The organism is Microbulbifer maximicatervae (SeqCode), from assembly GCF_052467325.1.
Window position 1 is genome coordinate 2,762,951 of record NZ_CP174310.1, and the last position, 22,845, is coordinate 2,785,795.

The 22,845-nt window shown below is 50.5% G+C and carries 20 protein-coding genes; 7 read left to right on the forward strand and 13 right to left on the reverse strand.

Features of this window, described 5'->3' with window-relative positions; translation table 11 throughout:
• Window positions 1–576, reverse strand: coding sequence for an LON peptidase substrate-binding domain-containing protein (locus tag ACJJIE_RS12430; protein ID WP_413663148.1), 576 nt, complete (start codon window positions 574–576; stop codon window positions 1–3).
• A gap of 194 nt (window positions 577–770) precedes the next feature.
• Here ACJJIE_RS12430 and ACJJIE_RS12435 point away from each other — a divergent pair, with 194 nt between their 5' ends.
• Window positions 771–1,052, forward strand: coding sequence for a peptidylprolyl isomerase (locus tag ACJJIE_RS12435; RefSeq protein WP_282931463.1), 282 nt, complete (start codon window positions 771–773; stop codon window positions 1,050–1,052).
• A 73-nt stretch (window positions 1,053–1,125) separates the two neighbouring features.
• Here ACJJIE_RS12435 and ACJJIE_RS12440 read toward each other — a convergent pair whose 3' ends face one another.
• The 4 genes from ACJJIE_RS12440 to mpl form a co-directional block, all read right to left on the reverse strand.
• Window positions 1,126–3,708: an efflux RND transporter permease subunit gene (locus tag ACJJIE_RS12440; protein ID WP_444891897.1), complete on the reverse strand. Its 2,583-nt coding sequence runs from the start codon at window positions 3,706–3,708 to the stop codon at window positions 1,126–1,128.
• Window positions 3,709–3,826: 118 nt separating this feature from the next.
• A complete protein-coding gene (locus tag ACJJIE_RS12445; protein ID WP_444891898.1) occupies window positions 3,827–4,114 on the reverse strand; it encodes an Rdx family protein in 288 nt (95 codons plus the stop codon).
• Window positions 4,104–4,766 carry a flavin prenyltransferase UbiX gene (locus tag ACJJIE_RS12450; protein WP_444891899.1) on the reverse strand — a complete coding sequence of 221 codons (663 nt, stop codon included), beginning with the start codon at window positions 4,764–4,766 and terminating at the stop codon, window positions 4,104–4,106. Before ACJJIE_RS12450 ends, ACJJIE_RS12445 begins: the two co-directional genes overlap by 11 nt.
• A gap of 31 nt (window positions 4,767–4,797) precedes the next feature.
• Window positions 4,798–6,180: a UDP-N-acetylmuramate:L-alanyl-gamma-D-glutamyl-meso-diaminopimelate ligase gene (mpl, locus tag ACJJIE_RS12455; RefSeq protein ID WP_444891900.1), complete on the reverse strand. Its 1,383-nt coding sequence runs from the start codon at window positions 6,178–6,180 to the stop codon at window positions 4,798–4,800.
• Between the two features lie 287 nt (window positions 6,181–6,467).
• Between mpl and ACJJIE_RS12460 the strand changes: the two genes are divergently transcribed.
• Window positions 6,468–7,730 carry a 6-phosphofructokinase gene (locus ACJJIE_RS12460; RefSeq protein ID WP_444891901.1) on the forward strand — a complete coding sequence of 421 codons (1,263 nt, stop codon included), beginning with the start codon at window positions 6,468–6,470 and terminating at the stop codon, window positions 7,728–7,730.
• Between the two features lie 66 nt (window positions 7,731–7,796).
• On the opposite strand, the gene ACJJIE_RS12465 is transcribed toward ACJJIE_RS12460, so the two are convergent.
• The 3 genes from ACJJIE_RS12465 to ACJJIE_RS12475 all read right to left on the reverse strand — a co-directional run bounded on the left by ACJJIE_RS12465 (window position 7,797) and on the right by ACJJIE_RS12475 (window position 12,134).
• Window positions 7,797–8,159: a VOC family protein gene (locus ACJJIE_RS12465; protein ID WP_413663152.1), complete on the reverse strand. Its 363-nt coding sequence runs from the start codon at window positions 8,157–8,159 to the stop codon at window positions 7,797–7,799.
• Between the two features lie 30 nt (window positions 8,160–8,189).
• Window positions 8,190–8,558: a hypothetical protein gene (locus ACJJIE_RS12470; protein ID WP_413663153.1), complete on the reverse strand. Its 369-nt coding sequence runs from the start codon at window positions 8,556–8,558 to the stop codon at window positions 8,190–8,192.
• A gap of 723 nt (window positions 8,559–9,281) precedes the next feature.
• A complete protein-coding gene (locus ACJJIE_RS12475; RefSeq protein WP_444891902.1) occupies window positions 9,282–12,134 on the reverse strand; it encodes an ExeM/NucH family extracellular endonuclease in 2,853 nt (950 codons plus the stop codon).
• A 264-nt stretch (window positions 12,135–12,398) separates the two neighbouring features.
• Here ACJJIE_RS12475 and ACJJIE_RS12480 point away from each other — a divergent pair, with 264 nt between their 5' ends.
• Both ACJJIE_RS12480 and ACJJIE_RS12485 read left to right on the forward strand, forming a co-directional pair.
• Window positions 12,399–12,869: a MarR family winged helix-turn-helix transcriptional regulator gene (locus ACJJIE_RS12480; protein ID WP_282931454.1), complete on the forward strand. Its 471-nt coding sequence runs from the start codon at window positions 12,399–12,401 to the stop codon at window positions 12,867–12,869.
• A gap of 2 nt (window positions 12,870–12,871) precedes the next feature.
• Complete coding sequence (locus ACJJIE_RS12485; protein ID WP_444891903.1) at window positions 12,872–13,846, forward strand: S41 family peptidase; 975 nt, start codon at window positions 12,872–12,874, stop codon at window positions 13,844–13,846.
• A 28-nt stretch (window positions 13,847–13,874) separates the two neighbouring features.
• Here ACJJIE_RS12485 and ACJJIE_RS12490 read toward each other — a convergent pair whose 3' ends face one another.
• Complete coding sequence (locus tag ACJJIE_RS12490; protein WP_444891904.1) at window positions 13,875–14,474, reverse strand: pyridoxamine 5'-phosphate oxidase family protein; 600 nt, start codon at window positions 14,472–14,474, stop codon at window positions 13,875–13,877.
• Window positions 14,475–14,577: 103 nt separating this feature from the next.
• On the opposite strand from ACJJIE_RS12490, the gene pdxR reads away from it, so the two are divergent.
• The 3 genes from pdxR (at window position 14,578) to ACJJIE_RS12505 (ending at window position 18,235) form a co-directional block, all read left to right on the forward strand.
• Window positions 14,578–16,032: a MocR-like pyridoxine biosynthesis transcription factor PdxR gene (pdxR, locus tag ACJJIE_RS12495; RefSeq protein WP_444891905.1), complete on the forward strand. Its 1,455-nt coding sequence runs from the start codon at window positions 14,578–14,580 to the stop codon at window positions 16,030–16,032.
• Window positions 16,033–16,292: 260 nt separating this feature from the next.
• Window positions 16,293–17,102, forward strand: a complete 810-nt coding sequence (locus ACJJIE_RS12500) for a right-handed parallel beta-helix repeat-containing protein (protein ID WP_444891906.1) — start codon at window positions 16,293–16,295, stop codon at window positions 17,100–17,102.
• Window positions 17,103–17,302: 200 nt separating this feature from the next.
• Complete coding sequence (locus tag ACJJIE_RS12505) at window positions 17,303–18,235, forward strand: ADP-ribosylglycohydrolase family protein (RefSeq protein WP_444891907.1); 933 nt, start codon at window positions 17,303–17,305, stop codon at window positions 18,233–18,235.
• A gap of 178 nt (window positions 18,236–18,413) precedes the next feature.
• Here ACJJIE_RS12505 and ACJJIE_RS12510 read toward each other — a convergent pair whose 3' ends face one another.
• The 4 genes from ACJJIE_RS12510 to ACJJIE_RS12525 form a co-directional block, all read right to left on the reverse strand.
• The gene (locus tag ACJJIE_RS12510; protein WP_444891908.1) at window positions 18,414–19,457 is read right to left on the reverse strand and encodes an alpha/beta fold hydrolase; all 1,044 of its coding nucleotides are present in this window, start codon (window positions 19,455–19,457) and stop codon (window positions 18,414–18,416) included.
• A 25-nt stretch (window positions 19,458–19,482) separates the two neighbouring features.
• Window positions 19,483–20,076 (reverse strand): peptide-methionine (S)-S-oxide reductase MsrA, encoded by a 594-nt coding sequence (gene msrA / locus ACJJIE_RS12515; protein ID WP_444891909.1) that lies wholly within the window; start codon window positions 20,074–20,076, stop codon window positions 19,483–19,485.
• Window positions 20,077–20,138: 62 nt separating this feature from the next.
• Window positions 20,139–21,323 (reverse strand): iron-containing alcohol dehydrogenase, encoded by a 1,185-nt coding sequence (locus ACJJIE_RS12520; protein ID WP_444891910.1) that lies wholly within the window; start codon window positions 21,321–21,323, stop codon window positions 20,139–20,141.
• A gap of 105 nt (window positions 21,324–21,428) precedes the next feature.
• Window positions 21,429–22,835 (reverse strand): aldehyde dehydrogenase family protein, encoded by a 1,407-nt coding sequence (locus tag ACJJIE_RS12525; protein ID WP_444891911.1) that lies wholly within the window; start codon window positions 22,833–22,835, stop codon window positions 21,429–21,431.
• Window positions 22,836–22,845 lie beyond the last annotated feature (10 nt).

Consider the following 22,845-nt stretch of genomic DNA (forward strand, 5'->3'; position numbering starts at 1 on the left):
CTATTCCCGCGTCCAACGGTCCAGGTTCTCGGCGATGGTGGCAAGCCGCATAAGAGGATCTTCTACCGCCAACAGATCTGTACGAACCTTATCCTCCAGTGGCAGAAGCTGAGCCAATTGCCAGGAAAGTGAGTCCGCAGACTCCACCGGCTCAAATTTAAGTGATAGCGACTGCGCCCGCTCCTTCAACTCCTCCAACACCGACAGAAGACCATCGCAATCAGCTGGAATCGGCTTTTCATCTTCATCTGGTATCCATTCCACGTCCCCCAGAAGCAGGTCATCTTCTGCGCGACGGGTGTGGACAATGCGAAAGCGACGCCGACCTTTCACCTCCACGTTTAGCAGCCCTCCCTCGCCCTGTCCCCAATCCACGATGTCGACATAAACACCGAGAGGCCATACTGAAGCGCGCCCCACTTCACCCCCGGAGCGAATCAATACAATGCCGAAGCCGCTATTGGTTTTCATGGACTCACTGACAAGGTGAATATAGCGCTGCTCAAAAATCCGCAGGGGCAAAGTCACGCCGGGGTATAGAGGGACACTCAGGGGAAAAAGGGGTATCTGTTGCAAAGTCATCACTCATTATTTTTTGTGTGCCCTAAAGATAACATCGCCCTAGGGAACTCTGCGGCAGGTTAAGAGACTTTTTACCGCCAACCGGTTGGATTGCGAGCAAGTTTTTCCACTTTGCGGTAATTGTCGCTGGCAAGCCCAACACCCAGCCTTTAAGCTGCTGCGGTAAATTGACCAAACGGAGATTTTTCATGCCTACAGCAACCGCTCGCCATATCCTGGTTGAAAATGAACAGCAGTGCCAGGACCTGAAACAGCAAATCGAGAACGGTGCTGACTTCGGTAAAATTGCCGAGCAGTACTCCCAGTGCCCCTCTAGCCGTTCCGGCGGTGACCTGGGCTCTTTCAGCAAGGGAATGATGGTTCCCGAGTTTGACAAGGTCGTATTTTCCGAAGAGCTGCACAAGGTACATGGCCCAGTCAAAACCCAGTTTGGCTACCACTTGCTGGAAATTACCAGCCGCCAGGACTGAGTCCCGACTGTTGAGCAGACATAAAAAAAGCCGGGGTTATCCCGGCTTTTTTTATTCTTCAAATTCCTTCGCTTCAGGCGCTGGGCGCCTCCTGCATCGGTGCCTCGGGCTCAACTTTATCAGCTTGCCTCTGACGACCGAGGGGCTTGAACATCACCAGCAACAGGGGCAGAAGTGTCAGGGAACCCAACAGTGCGGCGGACATCGCCAGCGCGGTGAGGAGACCGAAATAGATCGACGGAACAAACTTCGACAGCGCCAAAATTGAGAAACCGACAATAATCGTGATCGCAGTGTAGAACATGGCACGACCAATCGTCGCATGGCTGCGATGCATGGTCGCCAGGTAATTGCCATCTTTGGCAAACTCAGCGCGGAAGCGATACAGGTAGTGAATCGCGTGGTCCACCCCGATACCCACGGTAATCGCGGCGATAGTGATGGTCATCATATCCAGCGGGATACCCGCGAGCCCCATACCACCAAGTACCACACAGGCCGCCAGCATATTTGGCACCAGTGCAATCAGAGCAATCCACAGAGAGCGGAATAGCACCAGGAACATCAGCAGGATTCCGACAAAAACGGCACCCAGGGTCAGGATCTGGGACTTAAACAGGCTCTGTAACATATTGTTGTACAGCACCAACAGGCCAGTCTGATGGACATTCTCTGGAGCAATACCCATCTCATTATGAGCGTAGTTGTAGATGCGCTGGATCAGCTCATCGCGACGTAGGGTGGGGTCTGTCTCCATCACTCGCAGGGTGATACGAGCCTGATTATTCTCCACGGATAAATAGGGGTCTACCAGAACGGAGCGAATTTCGGCCGGCAGGCTGGTATTGGCCACCGCCAGCTCAAAGTCATTGAGGGGGCCGCCATTCAGATCCACGGCAACTTTATACAGGGTCGCCAGAGATTGAACCTTGCCTATCTCCGGCTGCTCCTCCAGGTAATCATGCAGCTGCTCCAGCTTTGCCAAACCGGCAACCGTAAACCAGTAGCTCTGCTCCACTGACTCCTCTTCACCGCCAAATGGATCATCGGAGGCAAAGGGGTCCTCTTCTACAGCGAAGGGATCTTCCTCTGCTTCCATCGCAAAGGGATCTTCTTCTCCCTCGAAAGCTGCCTCCTGCTCCTCGGGCTGATCCAGAATAATATCCAAGGTCACAGTGCCACCCAAGCGGCGGTCAATCACCAGCATGCCCTGATAAATTTCCGTGGAATCATCGAAGTAATCGATAAAGCGGTTTTCCACTTTCAGCTGGGATATGCCCACCACACTCACGACGGCTGCCAGCAGTGAAATACCTAGCACCACAAACTTGTGGCGCTCAGCAAAGCGGGAAAACTGCAGGGTAAATGCGTGGGAGTTATCTGCACTCACACTGCCCACACGCTTCGGCAGCACCATCAGGAAACTGGGAATAATCAGGAACGACAGCAGCAGAGCCACAGTCACACCCATCGTCATCATCCAGCCAAAATCGATAACCGGGCGAATGCCGCTCACCACCAGGGACACAAAAGCCACGATGGTGGTCAGTGCGGTATACAGGCAGGGCTTGGCCATAAAGCGCACTGTCTGCAATACCAGCTTTTCAAGATCCCAATCCGGGTTCTGGGCAATATATTCCCGGTAGCGCACCGCCAGGTGGATGGTAATTGCCAAGGTAATAATTAACAGCAGTGCGACAAAGTTGGCCGAGATCACTGTCAGTCGCCAGTCCAGCCAGCCGAGTAGCCCCAGCATCACCACCGCAGTGGTAACACAAGTCATCAGCGGCAACAGCACCCAGCGCGGCTGGCGGAAAATCAGCAACAGAGTAATCACGATAAAAGCGAGAATCCCCACACCGAATACCAGCAGGTCGCTCTTAATAAACGAAATCATATCGGCGGTAATCATGGTGACACCACCGAGGAACAGCTCCGCTTCGCCGTTGTAGCCAGCCAGAATTCCGCGCACGGTATCGACTCGCTGGTGGGCAATTTTCTCTTGCTCAGTACGGTGGGCCAGATAGACCGCGCTGATCTCCTCCAGGAGAACGGCCTCTTCCGGAGTCAGCCCCTCTGTATTGCGCTTGCTGCGCAAAGCATCCCGCTCGCGCACCATCTCGATGCCGCGGCTATCCAGTTTCAGGTTCGCCAGAATGGCGGTCGTCTGCCCGTCCGGACTCAGGATCAACTCCCGATAAATCGGACTGGAAAGGAACTCTTGACGGGCCATATCCCGGTCGACATCGGGCCTGGAGAGCGTGCGCACCTCATCGCTGATATCGGTGAGAACTAGCTTGGGGCTGTATAGCAGTGGGACATCGAGAATGCTCTGCACACTGGACACACCATCTACCTTGGCCAATTCATCCCGCAACTTGCCCAGGGTTTCCAGGGACTCATCACTGAACAGGTCCCCAGTCTTGGAGCGGTAAGTGACGACCAGGAAGTCACCACTGGCATAGCGCTCGGAAATCTCGCGGAAATAATCCAGGGACTTATCAGCTTCCAGAGTGAGGGAATCGGCAGAGGCGTCGATCTTCAGGCGGGACAATCCGAGGGCTGCCAGCAGGGTTAACAGGCCGATAACCACCAACACCACAGCGGGCCGCTTGGTCACCAAGTATTCATAAGACTTCTGTAAAGCTGACAGCATAAATTTCCGCTTCTTTCCAAACTAAAAACTGGCCGCATTGCGGCGCGCATATTGTTCGCCTATGCGATGAATTAGCAAACCTAAAATTTGCCACCGCACCGTTTTATTGGAACTTTTTTCAGGGATTGTCGATATGCCCCAGGTCGCGTTCGGGAAACAGGGTGTCCCTGACGCGACGTTTGAGCTCCTTGGCACCGGGAAAGCCGCCCTCACGCTTGCGCTCCCAGATCAAAATTTCGCCAATCCGAATCTCGAATACTCCCCCAGTACCCGGTTGCAATGCAACCTGATTGAGGTCATCGGCGAAAGTGTGCAGCAATTCCTGGGCCATCCAGGTGGCTCGCAACATCCAGTTGCACTGCACACAGTAATGAATCGTAATACTCGGTTTTATCTCATTGCCCATCCTGCTCTCCCCAGCTGGGCAACAGCTTCTGCTCGATGCCCAGTTGGTCGAGCAGTCGAGCCACCACGAAGTCCACAATATCTTCCACCGAACTGGGCCTCTGGTAAAAGCCAGGGCTGGCCGGCAGGATCATGGCCCCCATGCGGGTGAGTTTCAGCATATTTTCCAGGTGAATCTCGGAGTAAGGTGCCTCGCGGGGAACCAGAATGAGCTGGCGGCGCTCTTTCAGGGCTACATCCGCAGCCCGCTCAATCAAGTTGTTCGATGCTCCGCAGGCCACCGCAGACAAGGTGCCACCACTTGCCGGGCAGATCACCATACTGGCTGGCGCCCCGGTTCCAGAAGCCACCGGGGAAAACCAATCGCGCTTGCTGAACAGAGTTAGCTGACCTTCCTGCGCGGCAAAACGATCAGCGAGGAAATTCTGCAACTCGCGTTCATCGCCCTCCGGCAACTGCATATCAGTTTCGGTGTTGATGACCACCTGAGCCGCCTCAGACAACAGCAACCACACGCGCACATTCGATGCCAGCAGGCATTGCAACAGGCGCAAACCATACTGAGCGCCGGAGGCCCCGGTCATAGCCAGGGTCACGGTCTTTTCGAAAGAGGATTGATGCAAAGTCGATACCTTATTAAGCCCTGCGAGCATAGGACTGCGCAGGAAACATTAGTCTTCTGACTTAGAGATCGTATTTCTGTTCCAGGGCACCGATAAGGCGCTGGTGGATACCGCCAAAGCCGCCGTTGCTCATCACTACGATATGGCTACCGGAATCGGCTAGCTGCAACACAGATTCCACACCATCTTCAATCGAATCAAAAGTTTTGGCCGGCACCGATGAGTGGTGGGCGACGTCTTCCAGGGACCAGTTAACTCCCTCAGGCTGATACCAGAGCACCATATCGGCTCCGGAGCAGGAGTCGGCCAGCTTGCCCTGGTGCACTCCCATACGCATGGTATTGGAACGCGGTTCAATCAGGGCAATGATTTTATCCTCCCCTACCTTCGCCCGCAGACCATTGAGGGTGGATTCAATCGCGGTAGGGTGATGGGCAAAATCATCGTAAACACGGATGCCGGCCACTTCTCCCAGGCACTCCATACGGCGTTTAACCCCCTGGAAGCGTGCCAGAGCTGCCGCACTCAAATCTGGGGTGACACCCACATGCCGCGCCGCAGCCATAGCCGCGAGGCCATTTTGCACATTGTGCTGCCCGGTCAGGTCCCACTCGACCCGCGCCACAGCTTCGCCTTTGAACTGAACCGTAAAACTGCTGCCATCGGCGGCAATATCCACTGCGCACCAATCACCCACTCGCACACCTTCGGCAGACTCGCTGCCAACCCGCTGCACTTCACTCCAGCAGCCTTTATCAAGCACCTGCTCTACATTCTTTTCGGCAGAGGCCACTATCAGGCCGCTAGCAGGCACAGTTCGTACCAGGTGATGGAATTGTTTCTGGATTGCCGCCAGGTCCTCAAAGATATCTGCGTGGTCAAATTCGAGATTGTTGATAATCACCGTGCGCGGGCGGTAGTGCACAAACTTGGAACGCTTGTCGAAAAAGGCAGTGTCATACTCATCCGCCTCAACAATAAAGAAGGGAGACTCTCCCAAACGAGCAGAGACACCAAAATTAGCCGGGACCCCACCGATCAGGAAGCCGGGCTGCATATCTGCCGCTTCCAGAATCCAGGCCAGCATACTGGCGGTGGTGGTTTTGCCGTGGGTTCCGGAAACCGCCAATACCCAGCGGCCACCCAGGAAGTGATCGCACAACCACTGGGCGCCAGAGGTGTAAGCCAACCCTTTTTCCAGCACCGCCTCTACTGCCGGATTCCCCCGGGACATGGCATTGCCAATAATCACCAGGTCCGGGGCGGGCTCCAGCTGTGCGGGATCATAGCCCTCGGTAATTTGGATACCCGCCTGTTGCAACTGGGTGCTCATAGGTGGATAAACATTGGCGTCACTGCCGGTTACGCGGTGCCCTTCCGCCACCGCCAGTTGGGCCAAACTGCCCATAAATGTGCCGCAAATACCTAGAATATGAATATGCATAGCGGAAAAATGTACTCCTACGGGTTGCGGCGCAAGCTTAACACGGCAATTCGGGCCAGTAATTGCCAAATACCCCAGTTACCATGCAATTTACTCGCTATTCCATTAGACTCCGCCCCCGCATTGGTCGGCCTCATCCCCGGTACGGTGGTAGGAATTTTCCCGAAAGGGTCGACACCCGATACGAGCTCCCGGTTATCCCCACTGGCACAAATGTTTAAAACTAGATGCGAGGCGGACTACCGGATCGGGATACTTCTCTATATCTCTATAAGCACAGGATAACCATGTCGAAAAAGAACGCCTTTTATGCGCAGTCCGGTGGCGTTACCGCCGTGATCAACGCATCCGCCTGCGGCGTAATTGAAGCTGCGCGTGAAAACCCGGACCAGATTGGCAATGTCTACGCAGGGCTAAACGGTATTCTCGGCGCGCTGCGCGAGGAGCTGATCGACGTGAGCCAAGAGAGCGCAGAGGATATTGCTGCACTGCGCCACACCCCTTCCGGTGCCTTTGGTTCCTGCCGCTATAAACTGAAGAGCCTGGAAGAGAACCGCGCAGAATACGAGCGCCTGATCGAAGTCTTCAAAGCGCACAATATTGGCTACTTCTTTTACAACGGTGGTGGAGACTCCGCAGACACCTGCCTGAAAGTATCCCAACTGTCCGAGACCATGGGTTATCCAATCCAGGCCATCCATATTCCCAAAACTGTGGATAACGACCTGCCCCTGACCGACAACTGCCCGGGCTTTGGCTCCGTTGCCAAATATGTTGCCGTTTCCACCAAGGAAGCGGCCATGGACGTGGCCTCCATGTGCGCTACTTCCACCAAGGTATTTATTCTCGAGGTGATGGGCCGTCACGCGGGCTGGATTGCCGCTGCCGGCGCTCTGGCCCAGGAACAGGAAGGCGATGCACCCCACATTATCCTGTTCCCGGAAATCGCTTTCGATAAAGAGAAGTTCCTCGCCAAGGTACAAAAGACCGTAGACGAGAAAGGCTACTGCGTTATCGTCGCCTCCGAAGGCGCCCAGTACGGCGACGGCACCTTCCTTGCCGATGCCGGCACCACCGACGCCTTTGGTCACAAGCAGCTGGGCGGTGTTGCACCGACCCTGGCCAACATGGTCAAAAGCGAACTCGGCCTGAAGTATCACTGGGCCCTGGCAGATTACCTCCAGCGCGCCGCCCGCCATATCGCTTCTGCTACTGACGTTGAGCAAGCCTACGCCGTAGGTCGCGCCGCAGTGGAAATGGCTGTAGCAGGCAAAAATGCCATTATGCCAGCCATTATTCGCGCAGAAAGTGAAGAGTACAGCTGGTCCATCGCAGAGGCGCCGCTGTCTGAAGTCGCCAACGTAGAAAAATTTATGCCGCGCGAATATATCAGCGAAGATGGCTTTGGAATTACTGAAGAGGGACGCAAGTACCTGCTGCCATTAATTCAAGGCGAGGATTACCCTCCCTACAAAAATGGCATTCCCCAGTACGCCACCCTGAAAAAGCAGCTGGTGGAAAAGAAGCTGGGTACCGATTTCGAAGCTTAATAGAAACGGTTGCCAGTCTCCCAAAAGCCTCCGAGTAAAATCGGGGGCTTTTTTCTGTAAACGCCTCTACGCAGACTCCACATCAGACCAAACCGCAAATTCATTGCCGCAAGGTTCCCTAAAATGGAAGCGCCTGCCACCGGGAAACGGGAAAATTGGCTTGGCTATTTCGGCTCCGCATCGCGTGACCTTCTCCAGGGTACCCTCCAGGTCGCGGCTGTATAACACCACTAATGCAGATCCATTTTCAGTAGTGCTCTGCAGCTCTGCCTTGAAAAAGCCACCGTCCAATCCCGCATTTGAAAAAGCGGTGTACTCCGGACCGTAATCGGTAAAAGTCCAATTAAAAGCCTCGGTAAAGAATGCTTTTGTCTTACCCAAATCCCTGGAGGGCAACTCAATATAATTAATTTTCTCGCACTCTCTCATAAGCTCACCATTTTCCTTATTTTTCAATTTTCAGGCTGTAGGTCGCACCGGAGTATTCACCACCTGAAAACTGCCATTTGCCAGCGCTAGTGGCCGATCCTGATAGAGAATAATGGCGCGATCCATCATCTGTACAAAATCGAGCATCGCATAAAGCACCACACCTTTTCGCCCCTGATATATATCAGGCCGATAAATCAACGCCGCCATCCTATCGTCCATGGCTTCATAGGTATATGAAGCTTCCCCAACTAACTTTCCTGACGCCGTAACGTAACAATGTGTCGCGGTTTCATAGGTTACCGTGTGGGTAGAAAGGTCGGGGAAATCACCTTGTTTTGAATAGTGTGTGCCGGTCCATTCCAGGCTTAAACCTTCCAATGTCTTAAATGCCTGCAAACTATGTCTCCCCCAGTGGTTTAATAGCTTCGCTGATCACTAGTAACTGATTTACCTGAAGCAATAAAACACACGCTGACTGAAAACGACACTCCTTGCATTAAATATTTATCTATTTTGATACGTCTCCGATAGGCCCCAATGATATCTCGACACTCCAGAAAGACACATTAGGCACTTTACTTAAGTATTTTTCCAATTCAGGGATCGGGCACGCACAAACACTTTCCCCTCCAATAATCCATATAATAAAGATTTTAATGGCTCGCAATGGAGTCTTGCCGGGCTACCAATATGAAAACGAGGAAGTGAAACACTCGGGCATATGCCCAAGGAGGTAAAGATGAAAAAGACGTAATTAACGCGGGGAGGAAAGAAAACGGCCGAATATCTCTTGCCTTAATATCCGACCGTTCAATATGTGGAGTTAAGGAGCCTCTGAATAACTCCGTAATGCCTCTGCGGGTCTTGAAGGCTGCAGATGTTAGGCGTAGCTCGCCGCGAATGGCCGTAGCCCTTTGCAAGAGCTGCAACGCAGCAGCTGTGGCCTTCAAGGCCCGCCCTTCGGGGCTTGCAGAGCGATTCACACTCCGCGTTGCGACTTCTTGAAAGGTCTAGACATTCCTGCGAAGCCGCGCCTTGATTGTGAACCGCTCTGCATGCCAGAGGTATCATGGAGTTATTCAGAGGCTCCTTAATTATTTATTGTTGTTGATATCCATCTCAGTGCCAAAACGGCTTGCGAATCTCAATTTCACGGTAGGCTTTATCTTCATTACCCAGATCGTCTTTCACAGTCAGGGTAATTTCATAACTACCACCGGTGGCATAGCGGTGCAGTGCCATGGGACCGGAGCGGCTGGTGCCATCGCCAAAGTCCCACTTGTAGCTCAGGTTACCGTCGCCATCGTAATTACTGCGCTCTTCAACCCACACCCAGCGCAGGAAGGTGTGGACTTTAAAATCAGCCCGAAGATCAACAACTTCTTCAAGTGGTACAAGCTGCTCAACAGTGGAGATCGCTCCCCTATCGTCCTCAACCTGGAGGATTACTGAATAAGTGCCTGCTGCATCGTAGCTATGACTGGGGTTTTGCTCAGTACTGGTAGTGCCATCACCAAAATCCCAGGCCCAGCTAACGATAGTGCCATCGGTATCGATGCTGCTGTCGAAGTAGTTCACTTCGAAGCCTTCAACACCCCACTCAAACCCAGCAACCGGCTCCTGGTTATCTGCCCCCAGATCCAGTTCAACCACAAGCGGATCGTGATCTGAAGCGCGGAATGCATCAGTCGAGTAGAAACTCTCCACCTGCTCATCGGTTTTATTCTCGATGTTGTAATCCAGCACCCGAGGCTCGTCGGCATTGATATGCCAATCGGCCGCACCTGTTACCAAAGGAGCCAGTGATTCACTGGCGAGGGCGTGATCCAAGTAGCCGGACTCACCGCTGTAGACATAGGAGTAAGCTTCTCCTTCACCGAAAACCTCCAACAAATCAGCGTAACCAGCGTCCTTTAGAGTGCTAATTGGGTTTTCACGGGCGTAGCTATTGAGGTCACCGAGCACCAGAACACGATCGGTGCCGCTACCTGTCGGGTCAGAATCAATCCATGAAACCAGGGCATCTGCGGCTTCGGTGCGCAGCGAGTTCCAGCAGCCCTGTCCATCACCCAGATCATCGTTCAAACTGCCATCGTCAGGACAACTTCCCTTTGATTTAAAGTGATTGACCACCACGGCCAGCTCTTCACCACTTGATAGTTCGGCAAAAGCTTGTAGCAGTGGTTGGCGGTTACCGTCATCAAAGGGATAGCTATCAGTTGTCGCAGCAGCGCCTACAGGCATTACCCGATCGCTGCGATAAATCAGCCCCACAGAAATTTCATCGGTGCCCAGTTGAGTCAGGTCTGGATTAATAAATTGATAGATTTCACTGCCAGTAGCCGTGTTAAGGCCATTAATTAAATCCTGAATAGCACTTTCTGAACCGTAGCCATCGTTCTCAATTTCCATTAAGCCAACTACATCGGCATCCAGGTCTAAAATAGCGGAGATAATTTTATTTCTCTGGCGCAGGAATTCTTCTTCAGTATCAGCCCCACGGGAAGTAGGGAAACCGCCGCCATAACCATCGCCATTAAAATAATTCAGAACATTAAAGCTGGCGATCTTTAAACCGCCCTTACCCGGTAATTGTGGAGCGCTTTCACGCAGGTTGGCAGCAACAAATTCTGGCGCCTCCACGGGATGTACTCGGTAGGCGCTGTAGCTATACCCCATTACACCGCGCAGTCCCTCTACCGTGTCGCCATTGCGTAAGGTATTACTGGCACTGAGACCGGAGACCGGGTACGGCACCGCTTCCGGGTTCTGCACGCTGGAACCATCGTCCAACACAATCCTGTTCAGATCATTAGCGCTTTCCTGTGCTACAGCTGCAACCCCAGGCTCATTGTTGTGGGTGGGGATATAGAGGCGGCCATTTGCCAGGGTGACTTCACCATAGCGCCCCAGGTTATAGTGGTCATTCACCATCAGGGCTTGCGGGAACTCAACCAACATCCCCTCGTATTGCTCCTGCTCTTCGGCAGAACTAAACGGCAGTGTGACTTCCTCGGCAGTCACACTGAAGCCGCTACCACAAACCGTAACGCCATCAACCCCGTCTAATTCGGTAAAGTCATAGTATTCAGTAACCACACCACCGACGCGAACCAAGTCCCCGACTTGCACATCTACACCGAAGCCTTTGTCGTGTACAAACAGCCCCTCAGAGGTATTTATCTGGCCATCCTGGTCACTGTCTTCCTCTTGCAGGAAGAAGCCGGAAAGGCCAGTGCTGGTATCTTGGAAATCACCAACAACAACCGCTTCAATTTCGTGGCGCTCATTCTCCAGAGCGCTTTCAAACTCATCACCCTGAACCTGGCTGATTGACGTAGAAATATCTCCGCAATCGCCGAGAACAACATCGTCATCACCGCCGTCATCTCCGCCACCAGTGCCGTCTTCACTGTGCCAACCGAGGTTGGAAAAGTCGTCCTGGCCCAAGCTGGACCACTGCGCAGCAGGGTCAAAATCCGTGCTGCCATCAACACGACCTTCACTCACACTCCAGTTGCGAGTTAAGGTTTGGTTCTGGGTACCCAGACTGCTATCGCCCCATTGGCTACCGGGATCAACACCGATCTGGCCGATAACATCCACATATCCATTGGGGCCACTCAGGGCAACCGCATCATCCCCATTAAACAGGCCGCTGGTATAAATCTGATCGGCTACTGACAGGATTGAGGAGTCAGCACTGGCGTGGGCGAATACGTAAACATCGCCGTCTGCCAAGCTGCCACTTAGGGCGATGATTGAAGCCGCCGCAGAGGAGCCATTGAAGTAAAGTTCAATGCTGTAGCTACTGAGGTCAACCGCTGCACCCGTGCCATTGTAAATTTCAAGGGCCTTATTGTTACTACTGCCCTCGATATATTCAGAAATAATGAGGTCGCTGGCTTGGACCTCTTCAGCCAAAAATGGTAACCCCAGGGCTGCAAGGGCAGCCAAGCCAATCTCTTTCATAATGTTCTCTTCACTCGTACCTGACACAGATCACGCGGCGCAAAGATTGGCGGTTAATTCCTAAAGTTCGATGAATGAAATATGAAATTTAAATTTCAGCTCTTTGTTCAAAAATCCATTTCACACAGAACCCGCCAAACTCGCCACACAATGCAAAAAAAGCGCCAAAGAATTTGTACGGGGTGATGAATAGCGGCAAAGAAGCTTGAAAAGTTCGCCAAAAATTATATAGTCACTTATATAAGTGCTTATGGAGCAGCTTTTATGAAATACAGCCAACTGGGGACTCAGCTTCGTCACATTCTGGAATTACTGGATGGCGATGTAGCAGAGAGCTATAGGGCCTGTGGCCTGGAGAATTACAAACCCCGCTACACCCCGATAATGCGTGCACTTATCCACAAGAGAGATATCACCATTAGTGAGGTGGTAGCGAGCACCCATATTTCCCAGCCCGCAGTGAGTCAAACTGTAAAAGACATGATTAAACAAGGGCTGGTACAGACCTCTTCTGGAGAAGATGCTCGCCAGCGCAAAATACGCTTGACCCGCAAAGGCAGTGCGTTGATACCCAAGCTAAAACAGCAGTGGATAGCAACTCTGGAAGCTGAGCAGTCCCTCAATAGCGAATTACCGACAGAACTATCAGAGCTGCTCAATCAAACAATTCAAGCTTTAGAGAAACGCTCTTATTTAGAGCGGATAAAAGAAAATCTATCAATAGAGGCTACATAAATATGAAACGCCAACTCAAGATGAGTTTAGCGGTATTAATCAGTTTTTTTTCCATGTCTCTCGCGGCAAGTTCCGGCGCAATGAGTTCCTGCCAGTTTGAGACAGGCCCGGTTATTAAAGCTGCTGCAGTAGCTATTCAGAAGTACTATATATTGGAGGAAAAAGGACAGGCGCTATCTGCTCAACTCAATAGCCTGGCAGAATCCAAACACTTTAATCATCTTTGTAGTGACTACCAACAATTAGCCAGCGCACTTACCAAAGAAATTCGCACCCTTTCCGGTGATAAGCATTTCTATATAGAGCATATAGATAACCAAAAAGAAGCCCACAATTGGATTGAACAGTGGCAGGCTGAAGCGCCCAGCAATAACTACGGCGTTAAGAAAATTGAGATTCTTCCCGGTAACATTGGCTACCTTTCCCTCTCTTCTTTCCACACCTATAAAAATGCCCACCAAACCCTCGCTGCGGCTTTCACCCTGCTTCGCCACAGCGAGGGCCTAATACTCGATTTACGCAGTAATGGCGGCGGAGACGAAGAAACCGCCAATGCTGTTCTGCAGTCATTTATTGACCCCCATTCTCCCTTTCCCTTTGTTATTGAAAGCCGCAAGGGGAGAGAAATACCGAAACGTATTTCACCTCAACCCTGGCCCAGCTATGGGAGTGACAGACCAATGGTCATTCTGATTGATGGGAGATCCTTCTCTGCATCTGAGAGTACCGCCTTCGCACTACAACAGCTGGGCCGAGCCACGATTGTCGGTAATGCCAGCGCCGGTGGGGCACATATGATGGAGTCTCCTCAATCCCTCCCCTATGGCTTTGAAATCGGTATCCCAGATAAACGCCCGGTTTCTACGATTGCCGGCAGCCGCCCCAACTGGGAAGGACAGGGTGTGATCCCCGATATTGAAGCCGGCCAACAGGAGATCATTCAAATCGCATTAAAAGTAGTGGCAGAGGCCCTATAAGGCTCCCTTTACTTTGCTAAATTGAACACTAGCGAAACGGGCACACAGGCTTGACCCCGCTCCACACAGGCAGAGCCGAATCCTCTTTATTATCGGATGGCGCGCCAGTTCGGCTTTTGAAAGCCCCCTCCTCTATAGTCAGGCGCATCAAAGCTGTTCCCTTGCGCTCCTGTAGGCTGGGGAGGCGCACCTGATCCCAGCGCTCCGGCTCTATATCATCAATAATCGCTTTAAAAACCGCATCAAATTCCCGCTGCTCTTTGACCCTCTCACCTCGGCAAAACAATACCGCAGAGCGATAATTAGCACTGTGATGAAAGGCTGACTTGGCCAGTACCCACTCATCATAACGGGCAAATGAAATACAGACCTGCTCTCCTGCCTCCAATAGTTTTTGTAGCCGACTCTTGTTAGCCAGGTGAAAATACAAAAACTCCCCCAGGCGCCAAACGGTTAAAGGAATAATGATGGCTTCACCGTCTTCAATAAATCCGACATGGCCCAGTTTTAGCTCGTCGACAAGCTTATAAACATCCTCTCGCCGATAACTGGCACGCTTGGGAGCACGACGTACACGACTCTTCGCTGAGGTTGGCAATTCATCAGAGATTGGCGAATGTAAATTCATAAAACCTCCTTTAATTCATTCTGGTATGAAATAGATATCGCCAATGTAGGATCTTACTGGTACGCTGATAAGCGCCAGTTTTAATTATTTTATGGTGCCAGTTTTGAGTGCCGCCGAACTTACAGACCTAACTCTCGAATCAGGCCAGCCGCTACAGGAACAATTGTATCGGCAATTGGTAGATTGGATCTGCAACGGCCGGCTGGCTGCTGGTACCAAGCTCCCCTCCTCGCGCCGATTGGCAGAATCCCTCTCTATCAGCCGCAATACAGTGACATTAGTTCTGGACCAGCTGAAAGCGGAGGGCTTCCTTACCAGCCATCCTGGGAAAGGCGTATTTGTATCTCCCGAATTGCCGGCCTACACAAAGAAAACACACAGGCAAGGTTGGCAAGCACAGAGGAATAGGTACCTGCCATCACTTTCTCACTATGGTGATTTTGCACAGACATTATCTTGGGGTGAGAAAAGTGAAGATCAATCTCTCCCCTTCACCCCCGGCCTACCGGATCTAAGCGCATTTCCATTCATTATTTGGAATAAATTATACCGCCGCCACCAATCCAGGTTAGCTCTTGCAGGTTACGGGCAAAGCCAAGGTTATTTACCTTTGCGTATGGCACTTACTGAATACTTGCGCAACTCCCGGGGAGTTCGCTGTAACGCTGAACAAATTATTATTACCAATGGAGCTCAGGAGGCCCTGAATCTATGTGCACTAGTCGCGATTAACCAGGGAGACAAGGTTTATATAGAAAATCCGGGATATCGCCGTGCTCGAGCAGCTTTCCAAGCTGTTGGAGCAAAGCTCGTACCAGCGAACCTGAAAGATAAGCACTTGGATGTGGATAAGCTGGTCAGTAGTGCAACCGAAGCCAAGTTACTTTTTACCACGCCAACACATCAGTACCCAATGGGTGGTGTTATGCCTGCTGGTGAACGAATCAAATTATTGGATTGGGCGACACAGGCAAGCTGCTGGATAATTGAAGATGATTACGACAGTGAATTTTCATTCCAACACAAACCCATCGCAGCACTCCAGGGGATGGGAGAAAATACACCTGTACTCTACATGGGGAGCTTTAGTAAGACCTTGCTACCCAGCCTACGATTGGGCTATTTAGTGGTGCCTAAATCTACAGTAGCGGCATTTACCCAAGCAAAAGAAATGTTATCTGGCCACTCCCCCTTAGTCACACAAGCTGTCGTGGCAGACTTTCTCGATGAGGGGCATTTTGTGCGACATCTTCGCAAAATGCGCGCTAGTTATATGAAGAAATGGGAACATTTCTGTCAGTTTATTCGAGAAGAAATACCACCTCCAGCCGGACTAATTGCCAGTAGTGCCGGTATGCACTTGGTAATATCTACACCGGGACACGACGACATCACCCTTTCAAAAAAAATACGCGAATACGGATTTGGCAGCACACCACTATCGCTCTTCTATTCCAATAAAACTGAAGATCCAGGATTGGTGCTCGGGTTTGCCAACACAACTTTCGAACAGAGGGCAGATTGCGCAAAGATTCTCGCAAAAACCCTGAAAAAGTAGCCATAACAAACCCAAACGAAACTTATTTTTATAATGCAGGTTTCTTCATTCTTCGCACTAGCATTAAGCGCCTCCACCTAAAATAAAAAAGTAAATATTTTAATAGAATAAAAACAATCTATTATCACCAAAATATCAAATAAAACCCAATAAATTAGGAAAAATTTCCTATGGCTCTTTCTCAAACCTAGGTCACAATCTCCATGGCTTTGGGTGTTCACTCTCTTTTTTAATTACTCAGATAATTAGGGAAATTTGATATGAAAAATAGAAATATGAATTCTATAAAAGCATCATTACTCGCTGTATCCGGTATTGCCGCACTATCGCTCTCCGCCGTCGCTTCAGCTGTCAGCTGTGGAGATACCATTACAACAGCAGAAGTACTCACCGGCGATATTCTTGGCTGCGCAAGCCATCCTGCACTCGTGATAGATGCTGGCGGATCACTCGATATGGCGGGTTACCACCTCAGTTGCGATGGCAGCGGAATTGGCATTCAATTGAAAGACAGTGATAGAGTCCTTGAGGATACTGTTGGTGGAAGCACTATCACAAACTGTAACAATGGCGTATCAGCCGAAGGTGATGGCAGCCATCAAATCTTTGATATCACTGCTTCATCAAACTCTATTGCAGGAATCGCACTTTGGAGTTCAGGTAATACAGTTGAAGCCACCGATGCTAGCGGCAATGGGGGAATGGGTATACGCGTTATGGGTGACGGTAATCGTGTGAGATACTCTTATGCATCAAGTAACGGTCTCCAAGGAATAAAGATCGTTGGTGACAATACTCTCATCAGATTCAATGAGACGATTCTCAATACATCGAGTGGGATTGTAATTGATAGTGGGGATGGCGGCATTGTTGCCAATAATCTATCAGATAATAACGGCGTTAACGGCATTATGATGTTGGGATTGGGTCAAGTCGGATACTTGATCATTGGCAATACCGCAGAAAATAATGCCGGTGCAGATCTTGCTGACCACAACCACCCTGCTTGCACTGGCAATGTATGGATTAGAAATACTTTTGGAAGTGCTAACGATGCCTGTATTAATTAAATAATATAGCGACTTTAGTGGCGAGCCGATTAGTTTTAAATATCGGCTCGCTCTCACCTAAAATAAAATCCTTCCACTCGCGAGCCATTAACTACCAACAGATGTTTTCTAGAATAAAATTGTTACTTATAACAGCAATTAATAGTGATCCTTATAGCTAGTAGCGACTTCCCCTGAGAATAAGGTATAGAAATCAAAGAATGATAAAGCTCAGTAAATACAGAGGTTGCTTTAAAGGAATAGCCATCGGCGATTCATTTGGCGCCCCATACGAGGGTGGCGTTCTAGAAAGACAACTCTGGAAAATTATTGGGAAAACCGAACAGGGCAAAAAGCGCTACACCGATGACACGCAGATGTCTATTGATATTGCGACCTCCTTTCTTGAGCATAATTACCTTGATCAGGACCACATAGCCAAAAAGTTTGCCCAAAGTTATCGCTGGAGTAGAGGGTATGGTCCCAGTGCAGCGAAACTACTCAAAGGAGTCAGGGATGGTAAACGCTGGCAAGATTTAAACCGAAAAAAATTTAAGCTCGGTTCTATCGGCAATGGGGCCGCCATGAGAGCACCTATTATTGCCCTCTGCCACCCCCAAAATGACTATCGCCTCAAGCAATATGTACAATCGGTGTCTGAAATCACCCACGCCCATCCAGTTGCTGTCGAGGGAGCATACTTGATCGCTATCGCCATCTGTGAATCCCTGCAAGATCGTTCAAACAGAGAGATATTGAACAAACTGGAAGTAAGTTGTAAGTCCGAAATATATCGCTACAAACTAGAAAAGTGTGCGACTCTACTGTTTAACCAGAAAATCCCACATCCGCAGCAAATCAAGCAATGGCTAGGTAATGGCATTACCGCGCCAGAGTCCTGTATCACCGCCATTTACTTTGGACTTAAGTATCGAAACTCTCCTTTAACGTCTGTATTAGCTAATATTTTTTCCCTAGATGGTGACACAGATACCTTGGGTGCTATGGCCGCTAGCATCTGGGGGGCATTAAATGGAGAAGACCGAATGGAAAGCATGGCCGACAAGGTCGAAAACATCGATTTTATTACCGAGCTTTCTGAGAAACTCTATTTCACCCAATATCAGCATGAACAAGCCTTACAACCTGCATAGCCTACTAAAAATGGAGAAGGGAAGAATACACCGCGCTTGGACCCTATGGTGATTCTTTTCTTCCACCCCAGTAGTAAGCCTTAAACAAGTAGAGCGGATCGTAAAACAACCAAAATGTTAATTTAAAAATCTCTGACAGCTTAACCAGAGCACCATGAGGCTATTAAGAAGTGCTTTATTAGGACTGGATACTTCTCACCCTGGCCAAAAGCTTTTCGATACTTTCAACAGTAGTGCGCGCCCCAATAGCGCCAACAAAGAAGAAATGGTTACCTGTAACGGTCTGTGAAAAATAAGCGGAAGACGAGCGGATAATAAGCTGTACTAGCTCCCACCTTTCCCTTGGAATCTGCTCTGGAGATACACCTCCTAAAAGTTTACTGGCAAGAACTCGATTGCGAATAAATGCCCAATCATCAATATTGCACAGCACGTTTTCCAAATCCCCCATTGAATCACTCTGAATAACAACGGGAATTGGATAGTCCAAGAAGTCAAAGGTGTTTGCCGTTTTCAATGCCCTGGAAAGATCTTCCTTAAACCCTTGCCCATCATACATTAACCCAGTGCCAATAAGCGCGATGGGAATTGCTCCAAGGAACGCCTCCCGATAGATACCTTTGGGGATAATTGTGTGTTGGTTTAAGGCATTTTGCTCATCAAGCGCGGCCAAAAAGGCAGGATATATGCCCTTTCGACTGGCCATTCCATCAACTGTCATTTCGATGGCCTTGGCATTAGCTTCGGGAAGAAAGCCCGGCAACGCGGGTTCTGCGGCCATAGCCACAAAGCATTCAATCGAAAAATTCAAGGCTTTGGCCGCCCTCGCTAGAGCCCCAGCGATTTTCCCTCCCATACTCCAGCCGCACACCACTACCGAATTTGGAAGGTTATATTCAGACAAAATCTTGGCAATAATTTCTGCAGCCTGATCTCCCCAATCTTGAATTGTAAACTCCGGGTGAGTACTGCAAAAAACCGCATTTTCCATAGGGTAAGAAATAGCAAGGAAGGGAAAACCCGCTCGATTGACCCAGTGACTTATAAAATCATCTGGGCGGCCACCGGGATAGCCGTAGAAAATACGCGCTAGATGTGCTGTGCCTGGAATAAATACCATTAGCGGATTGGTACTAACCGCCGGTATATAACGGTAAAGCGCTGGAAAATCATTGATTGTTTCCAGGACTTCCCCATCAAACAAAGTGGGACTCGGTGCCATATTCACCCTGCGGAGAGGCAATCCGTTAACTTGGCGCTTTCCCCCAGACCTCCTCTAAGCGCTTATCACGCCCACAGCGGTAGCGATAATACTTGTAACGCAGGGGATTACGTTGGTAATAGTCCTGATGGTAGGCCTCTGCGGGATAAAAGGTTGCAGCGGGTTTTATTTGTGTCACCACCTTTTTACCCAACTCCGCTTCTACCTTTTTCTTGCTCTCCTCTGCTAACACCTTTTCTTCTTGATTGCCGTAAAAAATCTCAGCTCGGTACTGGTCACCGCGGTCGCAAAATTGACCACCGGAATCAAAAGGGTCAACATTGTGCCAAAAAATATTCAGTAAGTCGGAATAGCTGACTTTATTCGCATCGTACTTTACCTGAACAACTTCCGCATGCCCCGTACCACCGGAAGACACCTGTTCATAGGTCGGGTTTTTGACATGGCCACCGCTGTACCCTGAGGTGGTTTCCAGGACGCCATCGACCTTGTCGAATGGCGGCTCCATGCACCAGAAACACCCTCCTGCAAAAATAGCCGTGCGAATATTCGATGAATCCTGAGCCAGGGAAATACTGGCCAATGAGAGGAACAAGAGAGCAATAATACTGCGCATCATTCAGTCCTTTACCGATTGTCGATGAAACACATTCTCTTCTGTCGTCTATTCGCAGGAATTTATTACAGAGTGACGGTACCCTCACAGGCGCGCAAGAAAATATCCCGATACTCTATCCCATTAAAACGCATCGGGTTAGTACTAGCGGAAGGCTCTACCGATGCCATTTTCCCAACTCTGTCGGCATCAGTGTCATCAATTCCAATCTCCGACAGGCTGTGGGGAATCCCCAGCTGCTTGCGCAATCCGAGCAACCAGTTGAGTACCGCATCAAATCCGCTATCAAACATTTCATTACCGGCCAGTTGTAGATAAAGTGCCAGATGCCCCATAGGCACCTGGATGGCTGGACGGTTGGCGATCAGGACGTAGGGCATCAATATCGCATTTAACAAACCGTGGTGCTTGTCATACAGGGCTCCCAGTGGATGTGCCAGGGCGTGGATAGCGCCTAAGCCCCGCTGGAAAGCTGTAGCCCCCATACAGGACGCTACCAACATTTGCTGGCGCGCCTCGAGTTCTGCGCCTATAGCATAAGCTCGAGGCAAATACTCCTTGATCAGGCGCATCCCCTCCAGAGCAATTCCCTCGGCCATAGGATGGTATTGAGGGGAGTAAAAAGACTCCAGATTGTGTGACAGCGCATCCATTCCCGTCGCTGCGGTGAGGTCTGGCGGCAACCCCATAGTCAATTGAGCATCGAGAATAACGATGTCCGGCATCATGCGCGGATGGAAAATCAGCCTCTTAACCTGTGCTTTCTCATCGGTAATTACCGCAACCCGGCCAACTTCAGAACCTGTGCCAGCCGTCGTGGGAATGGCAATCAGCGGTAAAATACCCTCTGGGTCCACACGCCTGTAGTTGTCGCCTATATCCTCAAAATCCCAAATACTGTGCTGCTGTCCCGCCATAAGGGCAATGGCTTTGCCCGCATCCAGGGCCGAGCCCCCGCCCAAGGCAATGACCCCATCGCACTTCTGCTCACGCAGCTTGGCCACCCCATCGGCGATATTTATCTCATTGGGATTACCTTTGATTTTGGAAAAAACGCTAACTTCCAGACCCACCTGTTGGCATGGGTTAACCGCACTATCGATCAGTGGCAATGCGGCGACTGTAGGATCAGTAACTAACAGAGGCTTGTGAATATTCAGCTCCAGGCAAGCTTCAGCCAATTCAGTAATGCGACCGGGACCAACCCAAACGGTCGTGGGATAATTCCAATTGACATGGTATTTATCCACAATTTCCTCTCTGACGTTCTGTCACTTTTGCATATTCAAAATAGGCTGTGACCTTTCGGAAAACAGGCAGACAATTTCACTTTCTGCATCCGGCAACCGTTCCCGCTAACCATCATGTTTAAAATGAAATGACTTGGGGCGGGTTAAATTCTCAAATCCAATTTTAGAAAGCGTACATCCACGACCAGATTGCTTAACACCCGTCCAGGCCAATTCCGGATCCAGGTAATCACAACGATTTAAAAAAACAGTGCCGGCCTCTAAATACCCTCCCATCTCCATTGCTACATCTTCATCGCGGGTAAAAATAGCCGCAGTAAGACCAAATGGGCTGTTATTCATAAATTCTAGAGCTTCGCCATCATCATGCACTTTCTGCACCCCCAGCACCGGCCCAAAAGTCTCCTCGCGCATCACTCGCATATGGTGTCGCACCCGGGTTAACAGTTGCGGTGCCATATATTGGGTGCCCCGCTTGTCCATTGGGAATTCACTCACATCCAAGTGGACCTTCGCGCCCTCCGCTATCGCTTCATCCACCTGCGCGCGAACCCGATCGGCAGCTTCCGCACGCACCAAAGGCCCCAAAGTGGTCTCCACTTGATCCGGGCGCCCCAGTCGATAGTCGCGCAGTAAGTCGACCGTTTGGGAAATAAACTCAGAAAAAATATCTTCATGCACATAGGCCCGCTCAATACCGCAACAGGACTGCCCGGAATTAAAATAGGCGCCGTCGACTACCGCTGCCACAGCCTGGTTAATATCGGCGTCGGCGCGAACATAGGCTGGATCTTTTCCCCCCAGTTCAAGTCCCACTTGAATAAATCGACCGGCAACTGTGCGTTCTAGATTCGCGCCAGCGCCAACCGAGCCGGTGAAGGCAACATGCTGGATTTCCCCTGCACAAGCTAATCGCTGGGTATAAGCATGATTTAAATGAAGAAACTGAAAAACACCGTAGGGCAGTCCCGCCTCGCGAAAAATCTCCACCATTCGCTCAGCACACAGCGGCGTCTGTGCCGAGTGTTTTAAAATAACTGCATTGCCCGATAGCAGTGCCGGTACCACTGCATTAACCGCCGTTAGGTAAGGGTAATTCCACGGGGCAATTACCAGGGAGACCCCTAAGGGCTCGCGGCGCATAAACCGGGTAAAACCCGGCTTCTCGGGTAATTGAATGTCAGCAAGGGCTTCAGTAGCAAGCTGTGCCATGGTTTGCGCACGATCCATAAACCCGCTAATTTCCCCTCCTGCATAACGGATTGGGCGCCCCATCATCCAACACAGCTCCCGCCCCAAACGCTCTTTCTTAACGGCAAATATTTCCACAGCCCGCTCGATAATAGCGATGCGCTCATTGAGGGGAGTTCGCCTCCATGCTTTTTGTGCTTTACTGGCCCTATCCAGCACTACACGGATTTCCACCTCTCCCGCCAGAGCGCGCTCTACATAAACACTGTTATCAATAGGAGAAATACACTGAAGGTGGTGCATGATTTTTGTAGTCTTCATCGGCGTCGAT